Genomic DNA, 23,950 nt, shown 5'->3' with positions numbered 1-23,950 from the left:
TCTCGGTCACGGTAGCGTCGATGCTTGCCGGCAACTTGCCGGCTTGGGCCGACGTTTCCTGCGCCCAGTACGAAACGCTTCGCAGCCTGCCTGATGCCTTCAAGGAGACCGGCCGCGGGACTGTTGAGCGCCGCATCGGCGAGCCCGGTACGCCGGGTTTCACCGATCTCGTGCGGCATTCAGACTCGCATTGTGATTGCTTCAACATGCCCATGATCGAGAGGGATCGTGGTCGGCCGATTCCGGACGGTAAGTTCTGGGAGTGCGGTGCTGCCGAGACCGGTACGCCGCTGCCTGCTGACATAAAGGACGCCGAATAAGCTATGGCGAACCGCAGACTCGCCCCCGCCGCCGAGCAGCCCGCGTCCTTCGCGTTCTCTTCCGAGAACGCCGACTGGGCGAAGGGTCAAATCGAGAAATACCCGGAAGGGCGTCAGGCCTCGGCCGTGATTCCGTTGCTGTGGAAGGCGCAGGAGCAGAATGGCGGCTGGCTGCCGCAGAAGGCGATCGAGGCTGTGGCCGCCGAACTCGGTATGCCGCATATCCGCGTGCTCGAAGTGGCGACCTTCTACACGATGTTCGCCCTCGAGCCGGTGGGCCGGTTCTGGATCCAGCTCTGCGGCACGGTGCCGTGCGATTCCTGCGGCGCGCGCGAGTTGAAGGACTACCTTCACGAGCGTCTCGGTGCGCCCGGCCATGTGAGCGCCGACGGCAACTTCTCCTGGCTCGAAGTCGAGTGCCTCGGCGCCTGCTGCAATGCGCCTATGGCGCAGATCAACCAGGATTACTACGAGGACCTGACGCCGGATCTCCTCGGCACGCTGATGGACGATCTGGCGGCCGGCCGCCCGGTGAAGGTCGGCTCGCAGGTGGGGCGCACCTCGTCCGAGCCGAAGGGCGGCGCCGACACCCTCACCGACGCGACCTTGTTCGACGGCTCCCGAGTGGGCGCCTGGCGCAAGCGTTTCGAGGAGCATGCGGCCGACGACACCACGTCCGAGGGCAAATCCGAAGCTGCGTCTTCCGAGCAGCGCGCCGCCACCGATCCCAAACCCGCTAAACCCGATGCAGGCCGCGCCGCCGCCTCGTCGGCCTCGGACGGCCCTGCCCAGCGTTCGGCCGGAGGCGAAGAGCCGGTGAAGGCCGGTGATAAGGCTGATGCCGCGGATGCCACGGACTCCAAGGCCCAGCCGGGTCATCCCACGGCCGATGCCGGGGTGACGGTTGCGCGCGCCGAAGCCGCCGGAGCCGAAGCGGGAACGCAATCCGACCTGCCCCGGGACGAGCCGCCGCCGCAGCCCCTCGCCTCGGGTGCCAGCGAGGATCTGGGGCCGGACGACGCGACGCCGCCTCCGACGGCCGCCAAGCCGAGGAAGACGGCGCCCAATCCCGGCGCTCCGAAGACGGAGGGGAACTGACATGCTCTCCGATCAGGATCGCATCTTCACCAATCTGTACGGCCTTCATTCCCCCGGTCTCGACGAGGCCAGGAAGCGTGGTGCCTGGGACGGCACCAAGTTCCTGCTGGAAATGGGCCGCGACTGGATCATCGACGAGATGAAAGCGTCCGGGCTTCGCGGGCGCGGCGGTGCCGGCTTCCCGACGGGCCTGAAATGGTCGTTCATGCCCAAGAAGTCGGATGGGCGGCCGCATTACCTTGTGGTCAACGCCGACGAATCCGAGCCGGGCACCTGCAAGGACCGGGAGATCATGCGGCACGATCCGCATCTCCTGATCGAGGGCTGCATGCTAGCCTCGTTCTCGATGGCCGCCCATGCCTGCTACATCTACATCCGCGGCGAGTACGTGGCGGAGAAGCACGCCCTGCAGAAGGCGGTGGACGAGGCTTATGCGGCCCGCCTCGTGGGCAAGGACAACGTCCACGGTTACCCGTTCGACATCTACGTCCATCACGGTGCCGGCGCTTATATCTGCGGCGAGGAGACGGCGCTGCTGGAAAGCCTCGAGGGCAAGAAGGGCATGCCGCGGCTGAAGCCGCCTTTCCCGGCCAATATGGGCCTCTACGGCTGTCCCACCACGGTGAACAACGTCGAGTCCATCGCGGTGGCGGGCACCATCCTGCGCCGGGGCGGCGCCTGGTTCGCAGGGTTGGGCGGCAAGAACAACACCGGCACCAAGCTGTTCTGCGTGTCGGGCCACGTCAACAAGCCCTGCAACGTCGAGGAAGAGCTCGGCATCACCTTCCGCGAGCTCATCGACAAGCATTGCGGCGGCATGCGCGGCGGCTGGGACAACCTGCTCTGCTCCATCCCCGGCGGCTCTTCGGTGCCCCTGGTGCCGGCCGAGCAGATCATCGACGCCAAGATGGATTTCGACACCCTGCGCGGCCTCGGCTCCGGCCTCGGCACGGCGGCGGTGATCGTTCTCGACCGCTCCACCGACATCGTCTCGGCCATCGCCCGCATCGCCTATTTCTACAAGCACGAGAGCTGCGGCCAGTGCACGCCCTGCCGCGAGGGCACCGGCTGGATGTGGCGCGTGATGCTGCGCATGGCTGAGGGCCGCGCCCAGCGCCGCGAGATCGACATGCTCCTCGACGTGACGAAGCAGATCGAGGGCCACACGATCTGTGCCCTCGGCGACGCGGCGGCCTGGCCGATCCAGGGCCTCATCCGCCATTTCCGCCCCGAGATCGAAAAGCGCATCGACCGCTACAGCGCCAACCCGCATAGCGATCCTGTGCGGATCGCGGCGGAGTGATCGCCATGTCTTTCGGACCGATGTTCGACACCGAGAAGCACGCATGACCAAGCTCATCGTCGACGGCACCGAGGTCGATGTTCCGGCCGAGTACACCCTGCTGCAGGCCTGCGAAGTCGCGGGCGCGGAGATCCCGCGCTTCTGCTTCCACGAACGGCTGTCCATCGCCGGCAATTGCCGCATGTGCCTGGTGGAGTTGAAGGGCGCTCCGAAGCCCGTGGCCTCCTGCGCCTACGCGGTGAAGGATTGCCGGCCCGGCCCAAACGGCGAGCCGCCCGAGATCCTCACCCGGTCGGGAACCACGAAGAAGGCCCGCGAGGGGGTGATGGAGTTCCTCCTCATCAACCACCCGCTCGATTGCCCAATCTGCGACCAGGGCGGCCATTGCGACCTGCAGGATCAGGCCATGGCCTACGGCGTCGATTCGACCCGCTACGGCGAGAACAAGCGGGCGGTCGAAGAGAAATACATCGGCCCGCTGGTGCGGACCGCCATGAACCGCTGCATCCATTGCACCCGCTGCGTCCGCTTCCTGGCGGAAGTGGCCGGCGTGCCCGATCTCGGCGCCATCGGCCGCGGCGAGGACATGGAGATCACGAGCTATCTCGAGAGCGCGATGGGCTCGGAGCTTCAGGGCAACGTCGCCGATCTCTGCCCGGTGGGCGCCCTCGTCCATAAGCCGCAGAGCTACGAGGTGCGGCCCTGGGAGCTGTCGAAGACCGAATCCATCGACGTGATGGATGCCGTCGGCTGTGCCATCCGCGTCGATGCCCGTGGCCGCGAGGTCATGCAGATCGAGCCGCGCGTCAACGAGGACATCAACGAGGAGTGGATCTCCGACAAGACCCGCCACGCGGTGGACGGCCTGCGCGCGCAGCGCCTCGACCGTCCGTATCTGCGCGAGAACGGCCGCCTGCGTCCGGCCTCCTGGGGTGAGGCCTTCGCGGCCATCGCCGCGAAGACGAAGAGCGCCGATCCGAAGCGCGTCGGCGCCATCGTCGGCGATCTCGCCGCCGTGGAGGAGATCTATGCCCTGAAGACCCTGATGGGGTCGCTCGGCGTGACCAATCTCGATTGCCGTCAGGCCGGCGAGGCGATCGATCCCGCCTGGGGCCGGGCCGCCTACGCCTTCAATCCCACCATCCCGGGGATCGAGGATGCGGATGCGATTCTCCTGGTCGGGACCAATCCGCGCCTGGAAGCCTCGCTCCTCAACGTGCGCATCCGCAAGCGCTGGCGGATGGCGCCGCTGGCGGTGGGCCTCATCGGCGAGGCCGTGGATCTCACCTATCCCCATACCTATCTCGGCGCCGGCCCCGAGACCCTGGCCGACATCGCCGCCGGCCGGCACAGCTTCTCCGAGGTGCTGAAGGGCGCGAGCCGTCCCCTCGTCATCGTCGGGACCGGGGCGCTGTCCCGTCCGGACGGAGCCGCCATCCTCGCGGCGGCGGCCAAGCTCGCCAAGGACGTCGGGGCGGTCACCTCGGAATGGAACGGTTTCGCCGTGCTCCAGACCGCCGCCGCCCGTGTCGGCGCCCTCGATCTCGGCTTCGTGCCGGGGGAGGGGGGGCTCGACTTCGCCGCGATGGCCGAGCCGGGTGCCCTGGACGTGTTGTTCAACCTCGGCGCCGACGAGGTCGAGATCGGTGCCGGTGCCTTCGTGATCTACCAGGGCACCCACGGCGACCGTGGCGCCACCCGCGCCGACGTGATCCTGCCGGGGGCCGCCTATACCGAGAAGAACGCCACCTTCGTGAACCTCGAAGGCCGGGTGCAGACCACCAACCGCGCCGGCTTCCCGCCGGGCGACGCCCGCGAGGATTGGGCGATCCTGCGCGCCCTGTCCGACGTTCTCGGCAAGCGCCTGGCCTTCGATTCCCTCGGCGCCCTGCGGCGCGCGCTCTATGCGGAATATCCGCATTTCGCCGCCCTCGACGCGGTGGCGCCGGTCGACGTCGCCGCCACGGTCGAGACCCTGGCGGGCCTCGGCGGCGAGGCGAACCGCTCGTCCTTCGCCTCGGCGGTGCCGGACTTCTATCTCACCAACGCCATCGCCCGCGCCTCGCGCGTGCTGGCCGAATGTTCGAGCCTCGCGCGGACGCGCGGCCTCGAAGCGGCGGAATAGGGGCTGCCGACCATGCTGGAAATCGTCGGCACCGTCCTGCTTCTGGTGCTCAAGAGCTTCGTGCTCCTGGCGCTGCTTCTCGTCTTCATCGCCTACGCGCTGCTGGCCGATCGCAAGATCTGGGCGGCGGTGCAGCTGCGGCGCGGCCCCAACGTGGTCGGGCCCTGGGGCCTGCTGCAATCCTTCGCCGATCTCCTGAAGTTCGTGCTGAAGGAGCCGGTGATCCCGGCCGGCGCCAACAAGGCGTTGTTCCTGCTAGCGCCCCTGGTCTTCGCCACGCTGGCCCTGGCGGGCTGGGCGGTGATCCCGCTGGCGGAAGGCTGGGCCATCGCCGATCTCAATGTCGGCATCACCTACATCTTCGCGATCTCGAGCTTGGGCGTCTACGGCGTGCTGATGGGCGGCTGGGCCTCGAACTCGAAATACGCCTTCCTCGGCGCCCTGCGCTCCGCCGCGCAGATGATCTCCTATGAAGTGTCCCTCGGCTTCGTCATCATCTGCGTCCTGCTCTGCGCCGGCTCGCTCAACCTCTCGCGCATCGTCATGGCGCAGGACACTTCGCTCGGCATCCTCGGCTGGTACTGGCTCTGGCTGTTCCCGATGTTCGTGGTGTTCTTCATCTCGGCACTCGCCGAAACCAACCGCCCGCCCTTCGATCTGCCGGAGGCCGAATCGGAGCTCGTGGCGGGCTACATGGTCGAGTATTCCTCGACGCCGTACCTGCTGTTCATGCTCGGCGAGTACGTGGCGATCATGACCATGTGCGCGCTCGGAACGGTGCTGTTCCTCGGCGGCTGGCTCTCGCCGATCCCGTTCGCGCCCTTCACCTGGGTGCCGGGGCTGATCTGGTTCGCCCTGAAGGCGAGCTTCCTGTTCTTCATGATCGCCATGGTGAAGGCCATGGTGCCGCGCTACCGCTACGACCAGCTCATGCGCCTCGGCTGGAAGGTGTTCCTTCCGCTCTCGCTCGTCTCGGTCGTCGTCGTCGCCTTCGTCCTCAAGCTCACCGGTCTCGCGCCGGGGGCATGATGCAACGCATAAGGGAGATCGCGCCATGAAGCTCGATCAGGTCGCCAAGGGTCTGCTGCTGAAGGAGTTCGTGTCGGGGTTCGCCCTCGCCATGCGCTACTTCTTCAAACCCAAGGCCACGATCAACTACCCTTTCGAGATGGGGCATCGCGGTCCGCGCTTCCGCGGGGAGCATGCGCTGCGCCGCTATCCCAACGGGGAAGAGCGCTGCATCGCCTGCAAGCTGTGCGAGGCGATCTGCCCGGCGCAGGCCATCACCATCGAGGCCGGCCCGCGACGTAACGACGGCACGAGGCGCACCACGCGCTACGACATCGACATGGTGAAATGCATCTATTGCGGCATGTGCCAGGAGGCCTGCCCGGTGGATGCCATCGTCGAGGGGCCGAATCTCGAATTCTCCGTGGAGACCCGCGAGGAGCTTCTCTACGACAAGGACAAGCTGCTCCTGAACGGCGACCGCTGGGAGCGCGAGATCGCGCGCAACATCGCGGTGGACGCGCCATACCGGTGATGACGGGAGCCCCGGCGGTTGTGCGCCGCAGGGGTGGGTTCTATAGACGGGCGGCCTGCACGGGCTGGTTTGAATTTCGGCAGAAGGGGCCGTCCTCGGGACGGCTGATCTCCATAGTCGCATGAGTGCAGCCGCAGCCTTCTTCTACCTGTTCGCCGGCATCGCGATCGCGTCCGCGTTCATGGTGATCACCTCGCGCAATCCAGTCGCGTCGGTGCTCTTCCTCATCCTGACCTTCGTCAACGCGGCGGGCCTGTTCGTCCTGATGGGCGCCGAGTTCCTCGCGATGATCCTCGTGGTGGTCTATGTCGGCGCGGTCGCCGTTCTGTTCCTCTTCGTCGTGATGATGCTCGACGTGGATTTCGCGCAGCTGCGCCAGGGCTTCCAGCAATACCTCCCCGTGGGGGCGCTGATCGGGGCCGTCTTCCTCATCGAGCTCCTGCTCGTGGTGGGCTCCTGGACGATCGATCCCGGCCTTATGCAGGCGCCACTGGGTCCGCTCGCCAGTGTCGAGGGCGTCACCAACACCCAGATGCTCGGGCGCGTGCTCTACACGGATTATGTTTTCTACTTTCAGCTGGCCGGGCTCATCCTGCTGGTGGCGATGATCGGTGCCATCGTGCTCACCCTGCGCGACAGGCCGGGCGTGAAGCGCCAGAACATCTCCGTGCAGAACGCGCGGACGCAGGAGATGGCGGTGGAGACCCGCAAGGTGCCCTCGCGCCAGGGTGTCGAGGTCTGATGTCGGCTCTGCAGAAGGATCAGCGCTCATGATCGGCTTGAGCCATTATCTCACAGTGGCGGCGATCCTGTTCACGCTCGGCGTGCTCGGCATCTTCGTGAACCGCAAGAACATCATCGTCATCCTGATGTCGGTGGAGCTCATCCTGCTCGCGGTGAACATCAACCTCGTGGCGTTCTCCACCCATCTCAACGACATCACCGGCCAGGTCTTCGCCCTGTTCGTGCTCACGGTGGCGGCGGCGGAGGCGGCCATCGGGCTCGCCATCCTCGTCGTCTTCTTCCGAAACCGCGGCTCCATCGCGGTGGAGGACGTGAACATGATGAAGGGCTGATCTTCCCCCAAGCCGAGCCGCGCGGCACCCCGCGCGATCCCATTGACGAGAATGGAGCGAGGCCGGTCATCCGGTACGCTTCCGGAGGCCGGGCCAGCCAGCGATGTATCACGCGATCGTCTTCTTCCCGCTCATCGGTGCCCTGCTCGCCGGCCTGTTCGGCCGCCAGCTCGGCCCTCGCGTGTGCGAGTACATCACCACCGGCTTCCTCGCCTTCTCCGCCCTCCTGTCCTGGGGCGCCTTCTTCGAGGTACCGGGCTCGGACCACGCCACCCGCGTGCAGGTGGCGACATGGTTCACCGCCGGCGACCTCGTCGTCGACTGGGCTTTCCGGATCGACACGCTCACCGTGGTGATGCTGGTGGTGGTGACGACGGTCTCGACCCTCGTCCACCTCTACTCCGTGGGCTACATGGCGGAGGATCCGCACCGGCCGCGCTTCTTCGCCTACCTGTCGCTGTTCACCTTCGCCATGCTGATGCTGGTGACGGCCGACAACCTGGTGCAGATGTTCTTCGGCTGGGAAGGCGTCGGCCTCGCCTCCTACCTGCTGATCGGGTTCTGGTACGAGAAGCCCTCGGCCAACGCGGCGGCGATGAAGGCCTTCATCGTCAACCGCGTCGGCGATTTCGGCTTTTCGCTCGGCATCTTCCTCGTCTTCGTCCTGTTCGGTTCCGTGGCCTTCGACGGCATCCTGCCGCGCGCCGCCGAGTTCAAGGACGCCACCTTCCACTTCCTCGGCTACGACTGGAACGCCATGACCCTGGCGTGCCTGCTCCTGTTCATGGGCGCCATGGGCAAGTCGGCGCAGTTCATGCTCCACACGTGGTTGCCCGACGCCATGGAAGGGCCGACCCCGGTCTCCGCCCTGATCCACGCCGCGACCATGGTCACCGCCGGCGTGTTCATGGTGGCGCGCCTGTCGCCCCTGTTCGAGGTGGCGCCCAATGCCCTCATCGTGGTGACCGTCATCGGCGGCATCACGGCGTTCTTCGCGGCCACGATCGGCATGGTGCAGAACGACATCAAGCGGGTCATCGCCTACTCGACCTGTTCGCAGCTCGGCTACATGTTCGTGGCGCTCGGCGTCGGCGCGTATTCGGCCGCCGTCTTCCACCTCTTCACCCATGCCTTCTTCAAGGCGCTGCTGTTCCTCGGCGCTGGCTCGGTCATCCACGCGATGCACCACGAGCAGGACATGCGGAACATGGGCGCTTTGCGCCGCTACATTCCCTTCACCTCGGCGATGATGACCATCGGCACCCTGGCGCTGATCGGCTTCCCCTTCACCGCCGGCTACTACTCGAAGGATGCGATCATCGAGGCGGCCTACGCCTCGACGCGGCCGGGCCACACGCTCGCCTTCCTGGCCACCGTCATCGCCGCCCTGATGACCTCGTTCTATTCCTGGCGTCTGTTCTTCATGACCTTCGAAGGACCGGCGCGCTGGGCGGGCCACGGCGCCGCCCATCATGACGACCATCACGCGGCACCGGCCTCGGCGCATGCGCACGTGGCGGTCCAGGCGGACGGTGCGCCGGGCCACCACGAAGGCGTCGCCCATGACGACAAGGGCCACGACGTCGAGCCCGCGTCGCACAGCGCCATCGAGCACCACGACCATGCGCACACGCCGCATGAGAGCCCGTTGGTGATGACGATCCCGCTGGCGATCCTCGCCTTCGGCGCGCTCTTCGCCGGTCTGATCTTCAAGAACCGCTTCATCGGCGAGGGCATGGAGTCGTTCTGGGGGCATGCCCTCGGCCACGGCCCCGACAACCACATCATGCACGACATCCATTCGGTGCCGGCGCTGGTCGCTTACTCGCCCTTCATCATGCTGGTGATCGGCTTCCTGCTGGCCTTCTGGATGTATATCCGCCGGCCGGAACTGCCGGGCCAGCTCGCCGCGCAGCAGCCGAGCCTGTACCAATTCCTGCTCAACAAGTGGTATTTCGACGAACTCTACGAGCGCATCTTCGTCCGGCCGGCCAAGAACTTCGGCAAGTTCCTCTGGAAGGAGGGCGACGGTCGCGTCATCGACGGGCTCGGCCCCGACGGGATCGCCACGCGCGTGCTCGACGTCACCCGCGGCGTGGTCCGGCTCCAGACCGGCTACGTCTATCACTACGCCTTCGTCATGCTCATCGGCGTCGCCGCGATCATCAGCTGGTACATGCTCACCGGCCTGCCGAAGGTCGGGCACTGATGTCTCGCGCAATGACGGTCGCCAACCCGTATCGGAGTGCCCGCTAGATGTTCGGCCTCGGCATTCTCTCAGGCCTGCTGATCGTACCGCTCTGCGGCGCGGCCTTCATCCTGTCCCTCGGCGATGAATCCGAGAGCGTGAAGCGCAATGCCCGCTGGGCAGCACTCGCGACCACCATCGTCACCTTCCTCCTCAGCCTTGTGGCCTGGGGCCGGTTCGATCCGTCGACGTCGAGCTTCCAGCTCGTGGAGACCCACGGCTGGCTCGCCGAGACGATCAAGTTCAAGCTCGGCGTCGACGGGTTCTCGATGCCCCTGATCCTGCTGACCACGTTCCTGATGCCGTTCTGCATCGGCGCGTCTTGGCTCTCGGTGAACACGCGGGTGAAGGAGTATTTCGTCGCCTTCCTCGTCCTCGAGACGACGATGATCGGCGTGTTCCAGGCCCTCGACCTCGTGCTGTTCTATCTGTTCTTCGAGGCCGGCCTGATCCCGATGTTCCTCATCATCGGCATCTGGGGCGGCAAGCGCCGGATCTACGCGAGCTTCAAGTTCTTCCTCTACACCCTGCTCGGCTCGGTGCTGATGCTCCTCGCCATCATGGCGATGTACTGGCACGCCGGCACCACCGACATCCCGACCCTGCTGCACACCCGCTTCCCCGTCGGCATGCAATACTGGCTGTGGCTCGCCTTCTTCGCCTCCTTCGCGGTGAAGATGCCGATGTGGCCGGTCCATACCTGGCTGCCCGACGCCCACGTGGAGGCGCCCACCGCCGGTTCGGTGATCCTCGCCGGCATCCTGCTCAAGATGGGTGGCTACGGCTTCATCCGGATCTCGCTGCCGATGTTCCCGGATGCCAGCGCCTATTTCGCGCCGATGGTCTTCGCCCTCTCGGTCATCGCGATCATCTTCACGTCGCTGATCGCGCTGATGCAGACCGACATCAAGAAGCTCATCGCCTATTCGTCGGTGGCGCATATGGGCTTCGTGACCCTGGGCCTGTTCACCCTCAACGAACAGGGCATCCAGGGCGCCCTGTTCCTGATGATCTCGCACGGCATCGTCTCGGGCGCGCTCTTCGTCTGCGTCGGCGTGGTCTACGACCGGATGCACACCCGCGAGATCGCGGCCTATGGCGGCCTCGTGAAGCGCATGCCGCTCTATGCTGCGGCGATGATGGTGTTCACCATGGCCAATGTCGGCCTCCCCGGTACGTCTGGCTTCGTCGGCGAGTTCCTGGCCATGATGGGGGCCTTCAAGGCCAACCCCACCGTCGCCTTCTTCTCCGTCTTCGGCATCATCCTCTCGGCCGGATACGCCCTGTGGCTCTACGCCCGGGTGATCTACGGCAAGCTCGAGAAGCCCAACCTCCAGGGCATCCTCGATCTCGACCTGCGGGAGAAGATCATCATCGCGCCGCTCGTCGCCCTGACGATCTATTACGGCGTGCATCCCGCGCCCATCCTCGACACCTTCGCCCCCTCCACGGAGGCGCTGATGCAGAGCATGAAGACCGCGCTCTCGAACACGCAGACCGCGGCGGTGATCCCGCCCGTGGCGCGCTGAAGGTCTACGTCAGATGACCGCTATCCAGGCCGTCCTGCCCTCGCTTTCGCCGGTGATGCCGGAGCTGATCCTCGCGATCGGCGTGCTGGGGCTGATACTCTACGGCGCCTTCCGGGGCGAGCGCTCTGTCGAGACCGTCAATGTCGGCGCGCTCATCCTGCTGATCCTCGCCTTCTTCGTGGTCGTGTCGCAGTCGGGCGCGAAGGTCACGACCCTCAACGGGTCGTTCATCGTCGACAATTTCTCGAAGGTGATGAAGGCGCTGATCCTGCTCGGCTCGGCGGCCACGATCCTGCTGTCGCGCGACTATTTCCAGCGCGAGCGCATCGACCGGTTCGAGTTCCCGATCCTGATCGTGCTCTGCACCATCGGCATGATGGTGATGGCCTCGGCCAACGACCTGATCGCCCTCTATCTCGGCCTCGAACTGCAGTCGCTGGCGGCCTATGTCATCGCCGCCTTCCACCGCGACAACCTGAAATCCACGGAAGCCGGGCTGAAATACTTCGTCCTCGGCGCCTTGTCGTCGGGGATGCTGCTTTACGGCTCGTCGCTGGTCTATGGCTTCACCGGAACCGTCTCCTTCCCCGGCATCGTCTCCGCGCTCAACGACAATGCCGGCATCGGCATCGTGCTCGGCATCGTGTTCGTGGCCGCCGGCGTCGCCTTCAAGATGTCCGCCGTGCCGTTCCACATGTGGACGCCGGACGTCTACGAAGGGTCGCCGACACCGGTGACGGCGTTCTTCGCCTCGGCGCCGAAAATGGCTGCCGTCGCCATGACCGTGCGAGTCTTCATCGGCGCCTTCCCGGATGTGACGTCGATCTGGCAGCAGATCATCGTCTTCGTCGCCATCGCGTCGATGACGCTCGGCTCCTTCGCGGCCATCGGCCAGCGCTCGATCAAGCGCCTGATGGCCTATTCCTCCATCGGCAATATCGGCTACGCGCTGATCGGTCTCGCCGCCGCCTCGGAGGAGGGGATCCGCGGCGTGGTGATCTACATGATCATCTATCTCGCCATGACGCTCGGCGCCTTCGCGGTGCTCCTGTCCCTGCGGCGCGGCGGCCAGATGTACGAGACGGTGGACGACCTCTCCGGTCTCTCGCGCACGCATCCGGTCCTGGCCTTCTGCCTCGCCGCGATGATGTTCTCTCTCGCCGGCATTCCGCCACTGGCCGGGTTCTTCGGCAAGTTCTACGTCTTCGCCGCCGCCATAAAGGCCGATCTCGTCGGTCTCGCGGTGATCGGTGTCGTCACCTCCGTGGTCGGCGCGTTCTACTACCTGCGCCTCGTCAAGGTGATGTATTTCGACGAGCCCCAGGCCCCGTACGAGACCATGGCGCCGGGCCTGCGCATCGTGCTGGGCCTGTCGAGCGCGGTGGTGGTGCTGTTCTTCCTCGTGCCGTCTCCTCTGGTCAGCGCGGCGGGGGCCGCGGCCAAGTCGCTGTTCTAGGATTGTGTCGGGATATCGCCTCGGCCCGGCGGCCAAGGCCGCCGGGCATCGTCTTCACGTTCACGAGAGCCTAGGCTCCACCAACACCCAGGCGATGGAGCTCGCGCGCCAGGGCGAGAGGGGGCCGCTCTGGGTCGTCGCGCTCAGGCAGGAGGCGGGGCGTGGTCGCAGGGGAAGCACCTGGGCCTCCCTGCCCGGCAACCTCACCGCCAGCTTGCTCTGGCCGGTCTCGGACGTCGATCCGGTCCAGGTGCCGAGCTTGGGGTTCGTGGCAGGCGTCGCGCTGATCGCGGCTCTGAAGCGAACGATCAAATTACCTCTTCATCCTGAGGCGCCGGAGCGCAAAGGAGGCTTCGCAGGAGGGCTCCAGTTCTCGCGCGACCCACGGGAGCCCTCCTGCGAGGCCGCTGGCGCGGCACCTCAGGATGAGATCGATTGTCTGAGATCTGGTGGGATAAGCCCCTTCCGGCTGAAATGGCCCAACGACGTTCTGGTCTCCGGCGCGAAGCTCGCGGGTCTGCTTCTGGAAGCGGAGACTCATCCCGGCGGGCGCAGATCGGCGGTGATCGGCTTTGGCGTCAACGTTGCCGCGTCACCGCAGGACTTGCCTTATCCCGCGACAAGCCTCAGTCAGAGTTCGTACGAAACGCGCGCCGAGGATCTGTTCGATTACCTGTCGGACGAGATCGTCGCTGCAGCGCGACTCTGGAGCCGGGGCGGCGGATTCTCAACGATCCGCCGGCTTTGGCTCGACGACGCCGCCGGGATCGGCGCACCGGTCTCGGTGCGGATCGGCGGCGAGATCGTGCAAGGAATTTTCGAGACGATCGACGAGGCGGGGCGGCTCGTCGTCCGATCGGATGATGGGACGCGACGGACCGTGACGGCGGGCGAGGTGCATTTGGGTTCGGCCGCGACGGCGGCTTGAGGTTTGACAGTGATGACGACAGGGCAAGACGAACTCGTCTTCGTGCCGCTCGGCGGCGTGGGCGAGATCGGCATGAATGCGGCGCTCTACGGCTTCGGGCCGGAGAAGCGGCGGAAATGGATCATGGTCGATTGCGGGATGGGCTTTGCCGGGGAAGAGGGCTTCCCCGGCATCGACCTGATGTTCCCCGATCTCAGCTTCATCGAGGAGCGCAAGGACGACCTCCTCGCCATCTTCATCACCCATGCGCACGAGGACCATATCGGCGCCATCGGTGAGCTGTGGCCCAAGCTCAAGGCGCCGGTCTACGCCACGCGCTTTGCCAAGAACCTGCTCGAGGCGCGCCGTCTCAGCGAGCCGGGCGCGCCGAAGGTGATCCTGCGCGAGATCGCGGCCCACAAGCCGGTGACCGTCGGCCCGTTCGAGATCGAGTACGTTCCGGTCTCGCACTCGATCCCGGAATCGAACGCGGTCGCCATCCGCACGGCGCACGGCCTCGTCCTGCATACGGGCGATTGGAAGCTCGACGCCACGCCGATCCTCGGCGACGTCACCTCGGAAGCCTCGTTCCGCAAGCTGGGCGACGAGGGCATCCTCGCCATGATAAGCGATTCGACCAATGTCGTGCGCGAGGGCCGCAGCCCGAGCGAGGCCGAGGTCGCCGCCACCTTGCGCGAATTGATCGCCGAAGCCCCTCACCGGGTCGCCGTCACCACCTTTGCCTCCAACGTCGCCCGCATGCGGGCGGTGGCCGAAGCGGCACGCGATTGCGGCCGCGAGGTCATCGCCGTCGGCCGGGCCATGGACCGGGTCATCGGCGTCGCCCGCGAATGCGGCTTCCTCGACGGCCTGCCCGATTTCCGTTCCGCCGACAGCTACGGCTACCTGCCCCGCGACAAGGTGGTCTGCCTGCTCACCGGCTCGCAGGGCGAGGAGCGCGCGGCGCTGGCCCGTGTCTCCCGTGACGATCATCCCGACGTGACGCTGGCTGCGGGCGACCGCGTGATCTTCTCGTCCCGCGCCATTCCCGGCAACGAGCGGGCGGTGGGCGCGATCATCAACGACCTGATCAATGCCGGCATCGAGGTGGTGACCGACCGGACGAAGCTCGTCCACGTCTCGGGCCACCCGCGCCGCGACGAGATGGCCGAGATGTATGCCTGGACCCGGCCGAGGACCGCGATCCCCGTTCACGGCGAGGCGCTGCATCTCGACGAGCACGCCCGCTTCGCCCTGGCCCAGGGCGTCGGCAACGTGGTCAAGGCACGCAACGGCAGCGTCGTGCGCCTCGCCCCCGGCACGCCGGAGATCGTCGAGCACGTGAAGGCCGGCCGCCTGTTCAAGGATGGCAACATCCTCATCGACGCCAAGGACCGCGCCATCCCCGAGCGGCGCAAGCTGTCGCAATCCGGCGTCGTGTCCGTCGCCATCGCCATCGATGTCCAGGGCGAGGTTCTGGGCGAGCCGGCCATCGACATCATGGGCCTGCCCAATCGCGGCAAGAACGGCCAGCCGATGCTCGACGTCGCCGTCGAGGCGGTGACGCGCACGCTCAGCGGCCTCTCTAAGCAGAAGCGCAAGGATGCCGAGGCCGTCGAGAAGGCGGTCGACCGCGCGATCCGCTCGGCCGTGAACGAGGCCTGGGGCAAGAAGCCCGCCTGCCACGTGCAGGTGGTGGAGGTGTGAGACAAACAGGGGCGGAGCGGCGGATGAACCCGTCCTTCCGCCCCACAACCTCATCCTGAGGTGTCCGGAGCGTAGCGAAGGCCTCGAAGGAGCCCTCCAGTGCGCGTTGCGATCACTGAAGGGCTCCTTCGAGGCCGCTGGCGCGGCACCTCAGGATGAGGGGGATGGGTAGGATCACAAGAACCAAAAGAGGGAGCAGACCATGATCGGACGCCTGAACCACGTGGCCATTGCCGTGCGTGACCTCGATGCGGCCTGCGCCATCTATCGCGATACCCTCGGCGCCACGGTCACCGAGCCCCTGCCGCAGCCGGAGCACGGCGTCACGGTGGTGTTCGTGAACCTGCCCAACAGTAAGGTCGAGCTGATGTCGCCGCTGGGCGAGGGCTCGCCCATCGAGAGCTTCGTGGAGCGCAACCCGAATGGCGGCGTGCACCATGTCTGCTACGAGGTCGACGACATCATCGCCGCCCGCGATAAGCTGAAGGCCCAGGGCGCCCGCGTCCTCGGCACCGGCGAGCCGAAGATCGGCGCCCATGGCAAGCCGGTTCTCTTTCTCCACCCGAAGGACTTCCTCGGCACCCTCGTCGAGCTGGAGCAGGTGTGAGCGGCGTGAACGCCCTCGTCCGGACCGTCTCGGCGACGGTCTGGCGCACGCTGGCGACCATGGTCGTCATCGTCTCGGCTGTGGCGGCTCTGGCCGTGGTGTTGTTCAAGCTGACGGTGTTCGGGGCCTTCGCCCTGTATTTCGTGGTGTGGTGGACGCTGCTCTTCGTCATCCTGCCGCTCCGCAATCAGGTCGAGACCGATCCGTCGCGGATCGTGCCGGGGCAGGATCCGGGGGCGCCCGCGGCGCCGCGTCTGCTTGAGAAGGCGATCTGGACGACGTTGCTCGCCAGCCTCGTGTTTCTCGTGGTGATCCCGATCTTCGAGCTGTCGGGGCTGTAGCGCCGCGATCGGGTGGCGGACCGGTTCGGCCTGCCCCCATATCCGCGAGTCCGCTTCGGCCATAAAAAAAGCAAGGCGCGAGCCTTGCTTTTGAGACGACAGATGACGTGTCAGCCTATTTTATCTCACGCATTTCTGACGGCGTGGCGGCTGAAATTTCCTCCCGAGACTCGGACCTCGCGCTGCCTCTCCGGGCGTCGCGACCATCACGGGGGCGCTTATAGGAACTGGATTGCGCATTGTCACGCCTTCGGAGATGATTCCTGGCGTTTTTTTGCAAGAGTTGGCGGGTTTGGGCTCCATTTTCGCCTGCGACCTACTTCCGTGACCATGCGGGGCTTTCGCTAAGCCGCACGGCGCTTGTCTTTTCTCGATGCAATGTGTTGTGTGCCCCGCAACGATGCGCGGTACGATCGCGCTCCGAAACGATCCAGGGTTCCCGATGCGTCTCTCCCGCTATTTCCTGCCGACCCTGCGCGAGACGCCCAAGGAGGCGGAGATCGTTTCCCACCGCCTGATGCTGCGGGCCGGCCTGATCCGTCAGGAAGCGGCGGGCATCTATGCCTGGCTGCCCCTGGGCCTGCGCGTGCTCAACAGGGTCTGCGCGGTGGTCCGCGAGGAGCAGGATCGGTCCGGCGCCATCGAGCTGCTGATGCCGTCGATCCAGTCGGCGGAGTTGTGGAAGGAATCCGGCCGCTACGAGGCCTACGGCAAGGAGATGCTGCGCATTTCCGACCGGCACGATCGCGAGATGCTGTTCGGCCCCACCGCCGAGGAAGTGATCACCGAGATCTTCCGCGGCAGCGTGCGCTCCTACAAGGACCTGCCGAAGAACCTCTACCAGATCTCCTGGAAGTTCCGTGACGAGGTGCGGCCGCGCTTCGGCACCATGCGCTCGCGCGAGTTCCTGATGAAGGACGCCTACTCGTTCGATATCGATCAGGCGGCGGCCCGGCACGCCTACAACAAGATGTTCGTCGCCTACCTGCGCACCTTCGCCGGCCTCGGCCTCAAGGCGATCCCCATGCGCGCCGATACCGGCCCGATCGGCGGCGATCTCAGCCACGAATTCATCATCCTGGCCCAGACGGGCGAGAGCGAGGTGTTCTGCGACAAGCAGTATCTCGATTTCGATATCCCGCCGGTGACCACCGATTTCGACGACGTCGCCGGCCTCCAGGGCACCGTGGACCGTTGGACCTCGCTCTACGCCGCCACCTCAGAGATGCACGAGCCCGCCGCCTTCGCCGAAGTCGGCGAGGACAAGCAGATGGCCGCGCGTGGTATCGAGGTCGGGCACATCTTCTATTTCGGCACCAAGTATTCCGAGGCCATGGGCGCCAAGGTCACCGGGCCGGACGGCGTCGACCGCCCCGTGCATATGGGTTCCTACGGCATCGGCCCGAGCCGGCTGGTTGCGGCGATCATCGAGGCCTCGCACGACGAGGCCGGCATCATCTGGCCGGATTCCGTGGCGCCCTTCGACGTCGCCCTCATCAACCTCAAGACCGGCGACGCGGCCACCGACGCGGCCTGTGCCGAGATCCAGGCCAACCTCGAGGCCAGCGGCCTGACGGTGCTCTACGACGACCGTGACGAGCGTCCCGGCGCCAAATTCGCCACCGCCGACCTCATCGGCCTGCCCTGGCAGGTCGTGGTGGGTCCGCGCGGCCTCGCCGAGGGCAAGGTCGAGATCAAGCGGCGCTCCGGCGGCGAGCGCGAGAGCGTGGCTCCCATCGATCTGATCTCGCGCCTGAAGCGGAGCTGAGGCCGGTATGGCTCTGGCAGAGACGGTGAAGGAACGGCTGGCGGGTCTCTCCGGCCTGTTCAAGCGCGGCAGCACGCCGCCCTTCGCGGCCTTCGAGTGGATCATCGCCGGGCGCTATCTCCGCGCCCGGCGGCGCGGCGGCGGCGTCTCCGTCGTCGCCTTCTTCTCCGTCCTCGGCATCACCCTGGGGGTCGCCACCCTCATCATCGTGCTCTCGGTGATGAACGGGTTCCGTACCGAACTGCTCTCGAAGATCGTCGGTATCAACGGCCACGTCTTCGTCACGCCTATCGACAAGCTGTTCACCGATTACGTCGATCTCTCCGACCGCCTCTCCAAGGTCGCCGGCGTCCGCTCGGCGATTCCCCTCGTGGAAGGTCAGGCCTTCGCTTCGTCGCCCTATGGCGGCAGCGGCGTCCTGGTGCGCGGCATCAGGGGCGAGGACATCGATTCCATCGGGTCCATCGCCAAGACCATCCGGGGCGGCACGCTCGATGGGTTCGACGACGGCACCGGGGTCGCCATCGGCCGGAGGCTCGCCGAATCCCTGGGCCTGCAGGCCGGCGACCAGATCACCCTGTCCACGCCGAAGGGCGCGACGACACCGTTCGGCACCGCGCCGCGCACCAAGGCCTATACGGTCAAGGCGATCTTCGAGATCGGCATGACCGAGTTCGACGCTACTTTCGTGTTCATGCCGCTGGCCGAATCCCAGGCCTTCTTCAACCGTGACAGCGACGTCAGCCTGATCGAGGTCTATCTCGACAATGCCGATGCGGTGGCGCAGCTGCGGCCGGATCTCGAGATGGCGGCAGAGCGGCCCGTCCTTCTCACTGACTGGCGCCAGCGCAACCGAACCTTCTTCGGGGCGCTGGAGGTGGAGCGGAACGTGATGTTCCTCATCCTCAGCCTGATCGTCGTGGTGGCGACCCTCAACATCGTCTCCGGCCTGATCCTGCTGGTGCGCGACAAGTCGAGCGACATCGCGATCCTGCGGACGATGGGGGCGACCCCCGGGACGGTGATGCGGGTCTTCCTCATCAACGGGGCGCTCATCGGCGTGGTCGGTACGCTGGGCGGGCTGGCACTGGGCACGCTCATCACCCTCAACATCAAGCCGATCCAGCGGGTGCTGTTCCCCTCCGCCTGGGACCCGACCGTGCGGTTCCTCGCCGAGATCCCCGCCGAAATGAATTCCGGTGAGATCACGGTGGTGGTCCTCACCTCTATCGCCCTGTCGCTCGTGGCGACGCTCTATCCCTCCTGGCGCGCCGCCCGGCTCGATCCGGTGCAGGCCCTGCGTTACGGCTGAGGGGAGATTCAACCATCATGACCACCTCTGCCGACGAGGCCGGTGCGCCGCCGGTCCCGGCCCTGTTCTTCGCCAAGGTCGAACGCCGCTACGCGCAGGGAACGGGAGCCCTCGACATCCTGCGCGGCGCCGATCTCGCGATCTGGCCCGGCGAACTCGTGGCCCTGGTGGCACCCTCGGGGGCCGGTAAATCCACGCTTCTGCATCTCGCCGGCCTATTGGAGCGGCCTGATGGGGGCGAGGTCTATATCGGCGGCCAGCCCACGGCGGCCATGCCGGACGCCGAGCGCACCCGGTTTCGCCGCGAGGAGATGGGCTTCGTCTACCAGTTCCACCACCTCCTGCCGGAATTCTCGGCCCTGGAGAACGTGGTGATGCCCCAGCTCATCCGAGGGCTCGGGGCCAAGGAGGCCAAGGCGCGCGCCACCGAGCTTCTGAGCTTCCTCGGCCTGAAGGAGCGTCTGGTCCACCGCCCGGCCGAATTGTCGGGCGGCGAGCAGCAGCGCGTCGCCATCGCGCGGGCCGTCGCCAACGGCCCGCGCCTGCTGCTGGCCGACGAGCCCACAGGCAACCTCGATCCGCACACGGCGGCGCATGTCTTCGGCATCCTCGTCTCGCTGGTCCGCGCTTCGGGCCTCGCCGCGCTCGTGGCCACCCACAACATGGAGCTCGCCGCCCGCATGGACCGGCGCGTCACCATCCGGGACGGGTTGATCGAGCAGCTGGCCTGAGGCCAGACCGCCCTGCCTCCGTCCCCGCCGGCGGCGCGCCATCTGCCTGATTGAGCTTTCAAGTGCTCCGGAGTCGAACGGCTTACGCAGGGAGGACTATCTGTCCGCTTTACGACGAAGCTCAAGGATAGGTCGCGGGAGTCTCGGGCATGGCCGTAGGGGAGCATGTCGGGCGGCGGAGCAAACCGTCGACGCATGGCGCATGGGGGAGGGCACCGCGCTCCAGCGGCGTGTTTACTGCCCGCTAACCACGAAGCGGAGTGCGCTGAATTCCCGCTTTACACAGAACAAAACAAGAACAAAGATCGCCGCGTCAACGAGAGGCGATCACAATGCTCAAGCGGATGATCCTGACCGGCGCGGTGGAATTCATGGCCTTCGGGTTGCTCTCCGGCGCGTTCGTCGTCTGGGCGGTGGCGCTGGCACCTCTGCGGTAGGGGGCCTGCCTTAACGTTCGGTGAGCTTCAGCTCGATGCGGCGGTTGCGGGCGTAGACGTCGTCGCTGGTACCGGCCTCAATGGGCTGGAATTCACCGAAGGCGGCGGCGAGCAGGCGCTGGGGCGGGATGCCCCTTCCCGCCATGTACTGCACCACGGCGATGGCGCGGGCGGCCGAAAGCGACCAGTTCGACGGGAATTGCGAACTGGCGATGGGACGGGCATCGGTATGCCCGTCGACACGCAGGACCCAGGGAATGTCCGCCGGAATCTGCTTCGACAGATCGAGGATGGCGGTGGCGATCCGGTCGAGTTCGGGCGCCGCTTCGGGCTTCAGGCTCGCCGAGCCCGCCGGGAACAGCACCTCCGATTGCAGGACGAACCGGTCGCCGACCACGCGGATGTCGCTGCGGTTGCCGAGGATCTGGCGCAGGCGGCCGAAGAAGTCCGAGCGGTAGCGCGCGAGTTCCTGAACCTTTTGGGCGAGGGCCACGTTCAGCCGGCTACCGAGATCGGCGATGCGGGCCTGGCTCTCGCGGTCGCGGCTCTCGCTGGCGGCCAGCGCGTCTTCCAGGGCGGCGAGCTGGCGGCGCATGGCGCCGATCTGCTCGTTGAGGAGATCGATCTGCGACGCGGCGCGGGCATTGGTGGCGCGCTCGGCCACCAGCTGCTTGTCGAGCTCGCCCTGGCGGTTGTCGCCGCTCGCGGCGGCGCCGGCCTGTTCCTTCAGCTTGTCGCGCTCGGCCTCGGTGCCCAGAAGCGTGGTGCGCAGGTTCGAGGCCTTCTCCTCCTGCGCCCGGCGCGTGGAGCGCTCCAGCGCCAGGAGGTCGGTGAGGTCGGCGATCTGCCGGTTGAGCCGGTTCAGCACCGAATCGCGGCCCGTGATCTCCTGGGACAGGAAGAACTGCCCGACGACGAAGATCGTCAGCAGGAAGACGACGGCTAGCAGCAGCGTCGCCAGGGCGTCGACATAGCCCGGCCAGACGTTGAGGCTCCGGTCCCGGCGCGTGCGCAGCGAGGCCATCAGGTCTTCTCGCGGCCGAGCCGGTCGAGCACCTGCTTGAGTTCACGTTCCCGCGTCGCCTGAGCCTCGACCCAGTCGCGGATCATCTGCTGCTCGGCCCGCATGTGCTGGACGAGCCCCTGGATGCCCTCCGCGAGGTTGGTCATCGCCTGGGTCGCCACGCGGCCGTTGGCGCCCTCCGAGATGATGGCCGAGAGCCGGTCCACCGCCTCGGTGAGTTCACGGGCCGAGGCCGGCTCCTGCGCCGCCACGGGGCGCGCCGCGACGGCCTGCTCCTCGCCGGAGACCAGCCAATCTTCCAGTTCGTTGTGGAAACGGGCATGGGCCTGGCCCGCCTGGAGATCGAGGAAACCGGTGACGAGCGAGCTCGACAGGCCGAACAGCGAGGCGGAGAAGGCGAGGCCGATGCCGGAGAGCGGCTTGGCGAGGCCGTTCTTCAACTCGTCGAACATCGCGCTGGCCTCGCCGCCGCCGCGCATGCTCTGGATCACGCTGCCCACCGCGCTCAGCGTGTCGATGAGGCCCCAGAAAGTGCCGAGCAGGCCCAGCAGGATCAGCAGCCCGGCGATGTAGCGCAGGATCTCGCGGCCCTCGTCGAGGCGGGCGGCCACGGTGTCGAGATAGGAGCGGATGCCGGTCTGCGTCGTGCCCTCGCGCCGCGCCAGGATCGCCGGGGAGAGGGGCGCCAGGAGCGAGGGCGGCTTGGCCGAATCCTCACTGGCCGCGACCGCGTTGACATAGGCGACCTCGCGGAAGAGGCGGATCACCTGGCCGAAGGCGAGCAGGATGGCGATGAGGAGGACGCCGAGGATCAGCCCGTTCAACCCGGCATTGGCGAGGAAGGCCGGCGTGATCTGCCGGAACAGGACGAAGGCGAGAAACCCGACCAGGGTCAGGAAGACCAACATCCGGATCAGGTAGATGCCCGGGCGGCTCAGGGGGGCAGTCGCGGAGCGGGTCGCCATGGGATGTCGGGGACTCTATCTGCGCGGGCTCGCGAAACGGGCGAGTCGACCGTGCCCGCACCTTGGCTTCATGCCCCGCTGCGATCAAGCCGCAGTGAGGCTCATCACCAGCTCAAGGGGCCTAATCCCAGGAGCGAGGCCAGGTTTCTTCGAGATGCGGGCCGAGGCGGACCGCCGAGACCATGGTGGCGAGTCCCGTCGCATTGTCGGTCTCGACGGCGATCCCGCACAACGTGCCCTTGCCCTGGGCCGCTTCCAGGCGCGCGCCGGGGGTCTTCTGCAGGAAGCGCCGCAGGGGCTCGTCCTTCTGCATGCCGAGGATCGAATCGTAATCGCCGCACATGCCGGCATCCGACAGGTAGGCGGTGCCGCCGGGGAGGATGCGGTGGTCGGCGGTGGGGGTGTGGGTATGAGTGCCGACGACGAGGCTGGCGCGGCCGTCGAGGAAGTGCCCGAAAGCCTGCTTCTCGCTGGTCGCCTCGGCATGGATGTCGACGATGACGGCGTCCGCCACCTCGCCCAGGGGGCAGGCGGAGAGTTCGCGCTCGGCGGAGGCGAAGGGATCGTCCAGCGCATCCATGTAGATGCGGCCCATGACGTTGAGGACGAGGACGCGGGCGCCCCCCCGCGTCTCCACCACGGTGGCGCCGCGACCCGGAGTACCGGGCGGGTAGTTCGCCGGGCGGACGAGGCGCGTCTGCCGCTGGATGAAGACGAGGGCTTCGCGCTGGTCGAAGGAATGGTTGCCCAGCGTCACCGCATCGGCGCCCGCCTGGAGGAGTTCGTCGCAGATCGCCTCGGTGATGCCGAAGCCGCCGGCCGCGTTCTCGCCGTTGATGACCACGCAATCGAGGCGCCAGCGCTCGCGCAGTTTCGGCAGCCGGTCCATCACCGCATTGCGGCCGGGGCGGCCCACCACATCGCCGAGGAAGAGAAGTCGCATGTGTCGGTGTCAGTCCCGGACGAGCGGGACCGGTCCCGCTTCGGTGATGAGATGGTCGAGGGGCTGGTCGTGCGGCTCGGACGGCACGGTCTCCACTTCCTGGACGGAGAACGCGATACCGATCGTCAGGACCGGGCCGTTGCGGGAGAGCCGCTCGATGGCCTGATCGTAATAGCCGCGACCGTAGCCGATGCGATGCCCGCGCCGGTCGAAGGCGGCGAGCGGCACGATGAGGGCGGTGGGATCGAGGGGCGGAAGGTCGTCGCGCGGCTCGCTGAGGCCGAAGGAGCCCGGCACCAGCGCTTCTCCCGCCCGCCATTCGCGGAACACGAGGCCGTCCGGCGTCACCTTGGGGAGGGCGACCCGTTGTCCGCGCGCGAACAGCATCTCGATGAGGGGAAGCGGATCGACCTCGCTGCGGATCGCCCAGAAGGCACCGACGACGGCCGCATCGGCCAGGGCCTCGACCCGCATGACGCTCTGCGCGATCCGCAGGCCGCCGGCCCGGCG

The 23,950-nt window shown here is 66.8% G+C and carries 22 protein-coding genes; 18 read left to right on the top strand and 4 right to left on the bottom strand.

Annotation, left to right across the window (positions count from 1 at the left end; all coding sequences use genetic code 11):
- The first annotated feature begins 20 nt into the window (after positions 1-20).
- From MBTS_RS11605 to MBTS_RS11520, 18 genes are all read left to right on the top strand, one after another.
- Positions 21-320: a forkhead box protein gene (locus MBTS_RS11605; protein ID WP_056147314.1), complete on the top strand. Its 300-nt coding sequence runs from the start codon at positions 21-23 to the stop codon at positions 318-320.
- Between the two features lie 3 nt (positions 321-323).
- Positions 324-1,418 carry an NADH-quinone oxidoreductase subunit NuoE gene (gene nuoE / locus MBTS_RS11600; protein WP_147829941.1) on the top strand — a complete coding sequence of 365 codons (1,095 nt, stop codon included), beginning with the start codon at positions 324-326 and terminating at the stop codon, positions 1,416-1,418.
- 1 nt (position 1,419) lies between these two features.
- Positions 1,420-2,721 (top strand): NADH-quinone oxidoreductase subunit NuoF, encoded by a 1,302-nt coding sequence (gene nuoF, locus MBTS_RS11595; protein WP_056147306.1) that lies wholly within the window; start codon positions 1,420-1,422, stop codon positions 2,719-2,721.
- A gap of 43 nt (positions 2,722-2,764) precedes the next feature.
- Complete coding sequence (gene nuoG, locus MBTS_RS11590; RefSeq protein WP_147829943.1) at positions 2,765-4,846, top strand: NADH-quinone oxidoreductase subunit NuoG; 2,082 nt, start codon at positions 2,765-2,767, stop codon at positions 4,844-4,846.
- A 12-nt stretch (positions 4,847-4,858) separates the two neighbouring features.
- Positions 4,859-5,875, top strand: coding sequence for an NADH-quinone oxidoreductase subunit NuoH (gene nuoH / locus MBTS_RS11585; RefSeq protein WP_018042023.1), 1,017 nt, complete (start codon positions 4,859-4,861; stop codon positions 5,873-5,875).
- A gap of 25 nt (positions 5,876-5,900) precedes the next feature.
- Positions 5,901-6,389, top strand: coding sequence for an NADH-quinone oxidoreductase subunit NuoI (nuoI, locus tag MBTS_RS11580; protein WP_018042024.1), 489 nt, complete (start codon positions 5,901-5,903; stop codon positions 6,387-6,389).
- A 121-nt stretch (positions 6,390-6,510) separates the two neighbouring features.
- On the top strand, positions 6,511-7,131 hold the full coding sequence (locus MBTS_RS11575; RefSeq protein WP_056247895.1) for an NADH-quinone oxidoreductase subunit J: 621 nt from the start codon (positions 6,511-6,513) through the stop codon (positions 7,129-7,131).
- Between the two features lie 28 nt (positions 7,132-7,159).
- Positions 7,160-7,465 (top strand): NADH-quinone oxidoreductase subunit NuoK, encoded by a 306-nt coding sequence (nuoK, locus tag MBTS_RS11570; protein ID WP_018042026.1) that lies wholly within the window; start codon positions 7,160-7,162, stop codon positions 7,463-7,465.
- Between the two features lie 103 nt (positions 7,466-7,568).
- Positions 7,569-9,674, top strand: a complete 2,106-nt coding sequence (nuoL, locus tag MBTS_RS11565) for an NADH-quinone oxidoreductase subunit L (RefSeq protein WP_192215724.1) — start codon at positions 7,569-7,571, stop codon at positions 9,672-9,674.
- Between the two features lie 47 nt (positions 9,675-9,721).
- The gene (locus MBTS_RS11560) at positions 9,722-11,242 is read left to right on the top strand and encodes an NADH-quinone oxidoreductase subunit M (RefSeq protein WP_018042028.1); all 1,521 of its coding nucleotides are present in this window, start codon (positions 9,722-9,724) and stop codon (positions 11,240-11,242) included.
- A gap of 13 nt (positions 11,243-11,255) precedes the next feature.
- On the top strand, positions 11,256-12,698 hold the full coding sequence (gene nuoN, locus MBTS_RS11555; protein ID WP_018042029.1) for an NADH-quinone oxidoreductase subunit NuoN: 1,443 nt from the start codon (positions 11,256-11,258) through the stop codon (positions 12,696-12,698).
- A 4-nt stretch (positions 12,699-12,702) separates the two neighbouring features.
- Entirely contained in the window at positions 12,703-13,626 is a 924-nt protein-coding gene (locus tag MBTS_RS11550) for a biotin--[acetyl-CoA-carboxylase] ligase (protein ID WP_192215723.1), read from the top strand.
- Positions 13,627-13,638: 12 nt separating this feature from the next.
- Positions 13,639-15,312 (top strand): ribonuclease J, encoded by a 1,674-nt coding sequence (locus MBTS_RS11545; protein ID WP_056147279.1) that lies wholly within the window; start codon positions 13,639-13,641, stop codon positions 15,310-15,312.
- Between the two features lie 202 nt (positions 15,313-15,514).
- Entirely contained in the window at positions 15,515-15,919 is a 405-nt protein-coding gene (gene mce / locus MBTS_RS11540) for a methylmalonyl-CoA epimerase (RefSeq protein ID WP_018042032.1), read from the top strand.
- Positions 15,916-16,260: a DUF1467 family protein gene (locus tag MBTS_RS11535; RefSeq protein ID WP_018042033.1), complete on the top strand. Its 345-nt coding sequence runs from the start codon at positions 15,916-15,918 to the stop codon at positions 16,258-16,260. Before mce ends, MBTS_RS11535 begins: the two co-directional genes overlap by 4 nt.
- Positions 16,261-16,702: 442 nt before the next feature.
- On the top strand, positions 16,703-18,028 hold the full coding sequence (proS, locus tag MBTS_RS11530; RefSeq protein ID WP_056147883.1) for a proline--tRNA ligase: 1,326 nt from the start codon (positions 16,703-16,705) through the stop codon (positions 18,026-18,028).
- Positions 18,029-18,035: 7 nt separating this feature from the next.
- Positions 18,036-19,340, top strand: a complete 1,305-nt coding sequence (locus MBTS_RS11525) for a lipoprotein-releasing ABC transporter permease subunit (protein WP_018042035.1) — start codon at positions 18,036-18,038, stop codon at positions 19,338-19,340.
- Positions 19,341-19,357: 17 nt separating this feature from the next.
- Entirely contained in the window at positions 19,358-20,071 is a 714-nt protein-coding gene (locus tag MBTS_RS11520; protein WP_018042036.1) for an ABC transporter ATP-binding protein, read from the top strand.
- A 447-nt stretch (positions 20,072-20,518) separates the two neighbouring features.
- Here the strand turns inward: MBTS_RS11520 and MBTS_RS11515 are convergent, their stop codons facing one another.
- From MBTS_RS11515 to MBTS_RS11500, 4 genes are all read right to left on the bottom strand, one after another.
- Positions 20,519-21,532: a peptidoglycan -binding protein gene (locus MBTS_RS11515; RefSeq protein ID WP_147829953.1), complete on the bottom strand. Its 1,014-nt coding sequence runs from the start codon at positions 21,530-21,532 to the stop codon at positions 20,519-20,521.
- Positions 21,532-22,497 (bottom strand): MotA/TolQ/ExbB proton channel family protein, encoded by a 966-nt coding sequence (locus MBTS_RS11510; protein ID WP_147829955.1) that lies wholly within the window; start codon positions 22,495-22,497, stop codon positions 21,532-21,534. The genes MBTS_RS11515 and MBTS_RS11510 overlap by 1 nt, the downstream gene beginning before the upstream one ends.
- 121 nt (positions 22,498-22,618) lie before the next feature.
- Positions 22,619-23,440, bottom strand: a complete 822-nt coding sequence (locus tag MBTS_RS11505; RefSeq protein ID WP_147829957.1) for a TIGR00282 family metallophosphoesterase — start codon at positions 23,438-23,440, stop codon at positions 22,619-22,621.
- Between the two features lie 9 nt (positions 23,441-23,449).
- On the bottom strand, positions 23,450-23,950 hold a 501-nt coding region (locus tag MBTS_RS11500), incomplete at its 5' end, for a 5-formyltetrahydrofolate cyclo-ligase (protein ID WP_192215722.1).

Origin of the sequence: Methylobacterium bullatum, assembly GCF_014845095.1 — a bacterium.
GTDB lineage: Bacteria > Pseudomonadota > Alphaproteobacteria > Rhizobiales > Beijerinckiaceae > Methylobacterium > Methylobacterium bullatum.
The sequence above is the reverse complement of the archived record's forward strand: the minus strand, read 5'-3'. Positions and strand labels throughout refer to the sequence as shown.

Bases quoted from the DNA above. Each gene is read 5' to 3' on its own strand.
- MBTS_RS11605 (WP_056147314.1), top strand. From the start codon at position 21: ATGCTTGCCGGCAACTTGCCGGCTTGGGCCGACGTTTCCTGCGCCCAG.
- nuoE (WP_147829941.1), top strand. From the start codon at position 324: ATGGCGAACCGCAGACTCGCCCCCGCCGCCGAGCAGCCCGCGTCCTTC.
- nuoF (WP_056147306.1), top strand. From the start codon at position 1,420: ATGCTCTCCGATCAGGATCGCATCTTCACCAATCTGTACGGCCTTCAT.
- nuoG (WP_147829943.1), top strand. From the start codon at position 2,765: ATGACCAAGCTCATCGTCGACGGCACCGAGGTCGATGTTCCGGCCGAG.
- nuoH (WP_018042023.1), top strand. From the start codon at position 4,859: ATGCTGGAAATCGTCGGCACCGTCCTGCTTCTGGTGCTCAAGAGCTTC.
- nuoI (WP_018042024.1), top strand. From the start codon at position 5,901: ATGAAGCTCGATCAGGTCGCCAAGGGTCTGCTGCTGAAGGAGTTCGTG.
- MBTS_RS11575 (WP_056247895.1), top strand. From the start codon at position 6,511: ATGAGTGCAGCCGCAGCCTTCTTCTACCTGTTCGCCGGCATCGCGATC.
- nuoK (WP_018042026.1), top strand. From the start codon at position 7,160: ATGATCGGCTTGAGCCATTATCTCACAGTGGCGGCGATCCTGTTCACG.
- nuoL (WP_192215724.1), top strand. From the start codon at position 7,569: ATGTATCACGCGATCGTCTTCTTCCCGCTCATCGGTGCCCTGCTCGCC.
- MBTS_RS11560 (WP_018042028.1), top strand. From the start codon at position 9,722: ATGTTCGGCCTCGGCATTCTCTCAGGCCTGCTGATCGTACCGCTCTGC.
- nuoN (WP_018042029.1), top strand. From the start codon at position 11,256: ATGACCGCTATCCAGGCCGTCCTGCCCTCGCTTTCGCCGGTGATGCCG.
- MBTS_RS11545 (WP_056147279.1), top strand. From the start codon at position 13,639: ATGACGACAGGGCAAGACGAACTCGTCTTCGTGCCGCTCGGCGGCGTG.
- mce (WP_018042032.1), top strand. From the start codon at position 15,515: ATGATCGGACGCCTGAACCACGTGGCCATTGCCGTGCGTGACCTCGAT.
- proS (WP_056147883.1), top strand. From the start codon at position 16,703: ATGCGTCTCTCCCGCTATTTCCTGCCGACCCTGCGCGAGACGCCCAAG.
- MBTS_RS11525 (WP_018042035.1), top strand. From the start codon at position 18,036: ATGGCTCTGGCAGAGACGGTGAAGGAACGGCTGGCGGGTCTCTCCGGC.
- MBTS_RS11520 (WP_018042036.1), top strand. From the start codon at position 19,358: ATGACCACCTCTGCCGACGAGGCCGGTGCGCCGCCGGTCCCGGCCCTG.
- MBTS_RS11515 (WP_147829953.1), bottom strand. From the start codon at position 21,532: ATGGCCTCGCTGCGCACGCGCCGGGACCGGAGCCTCAACGTCTGGCCG.
- MBTS_RS11510 (WP_147829955.1), bottom strand. From the start codon at position 22,497: ATGGCGACCCGCTCCGCGACTGCCCCCCTGAGCCGCCCGGGCATCTAC.
- MBTS_RS11505 (WP_147829957.1), bottom strand. From the start codon at position 23,440: ATGCGACTTCTCTTCCTCGGCGATGTGGTGGGCCGCCCCGGCCGCAAT.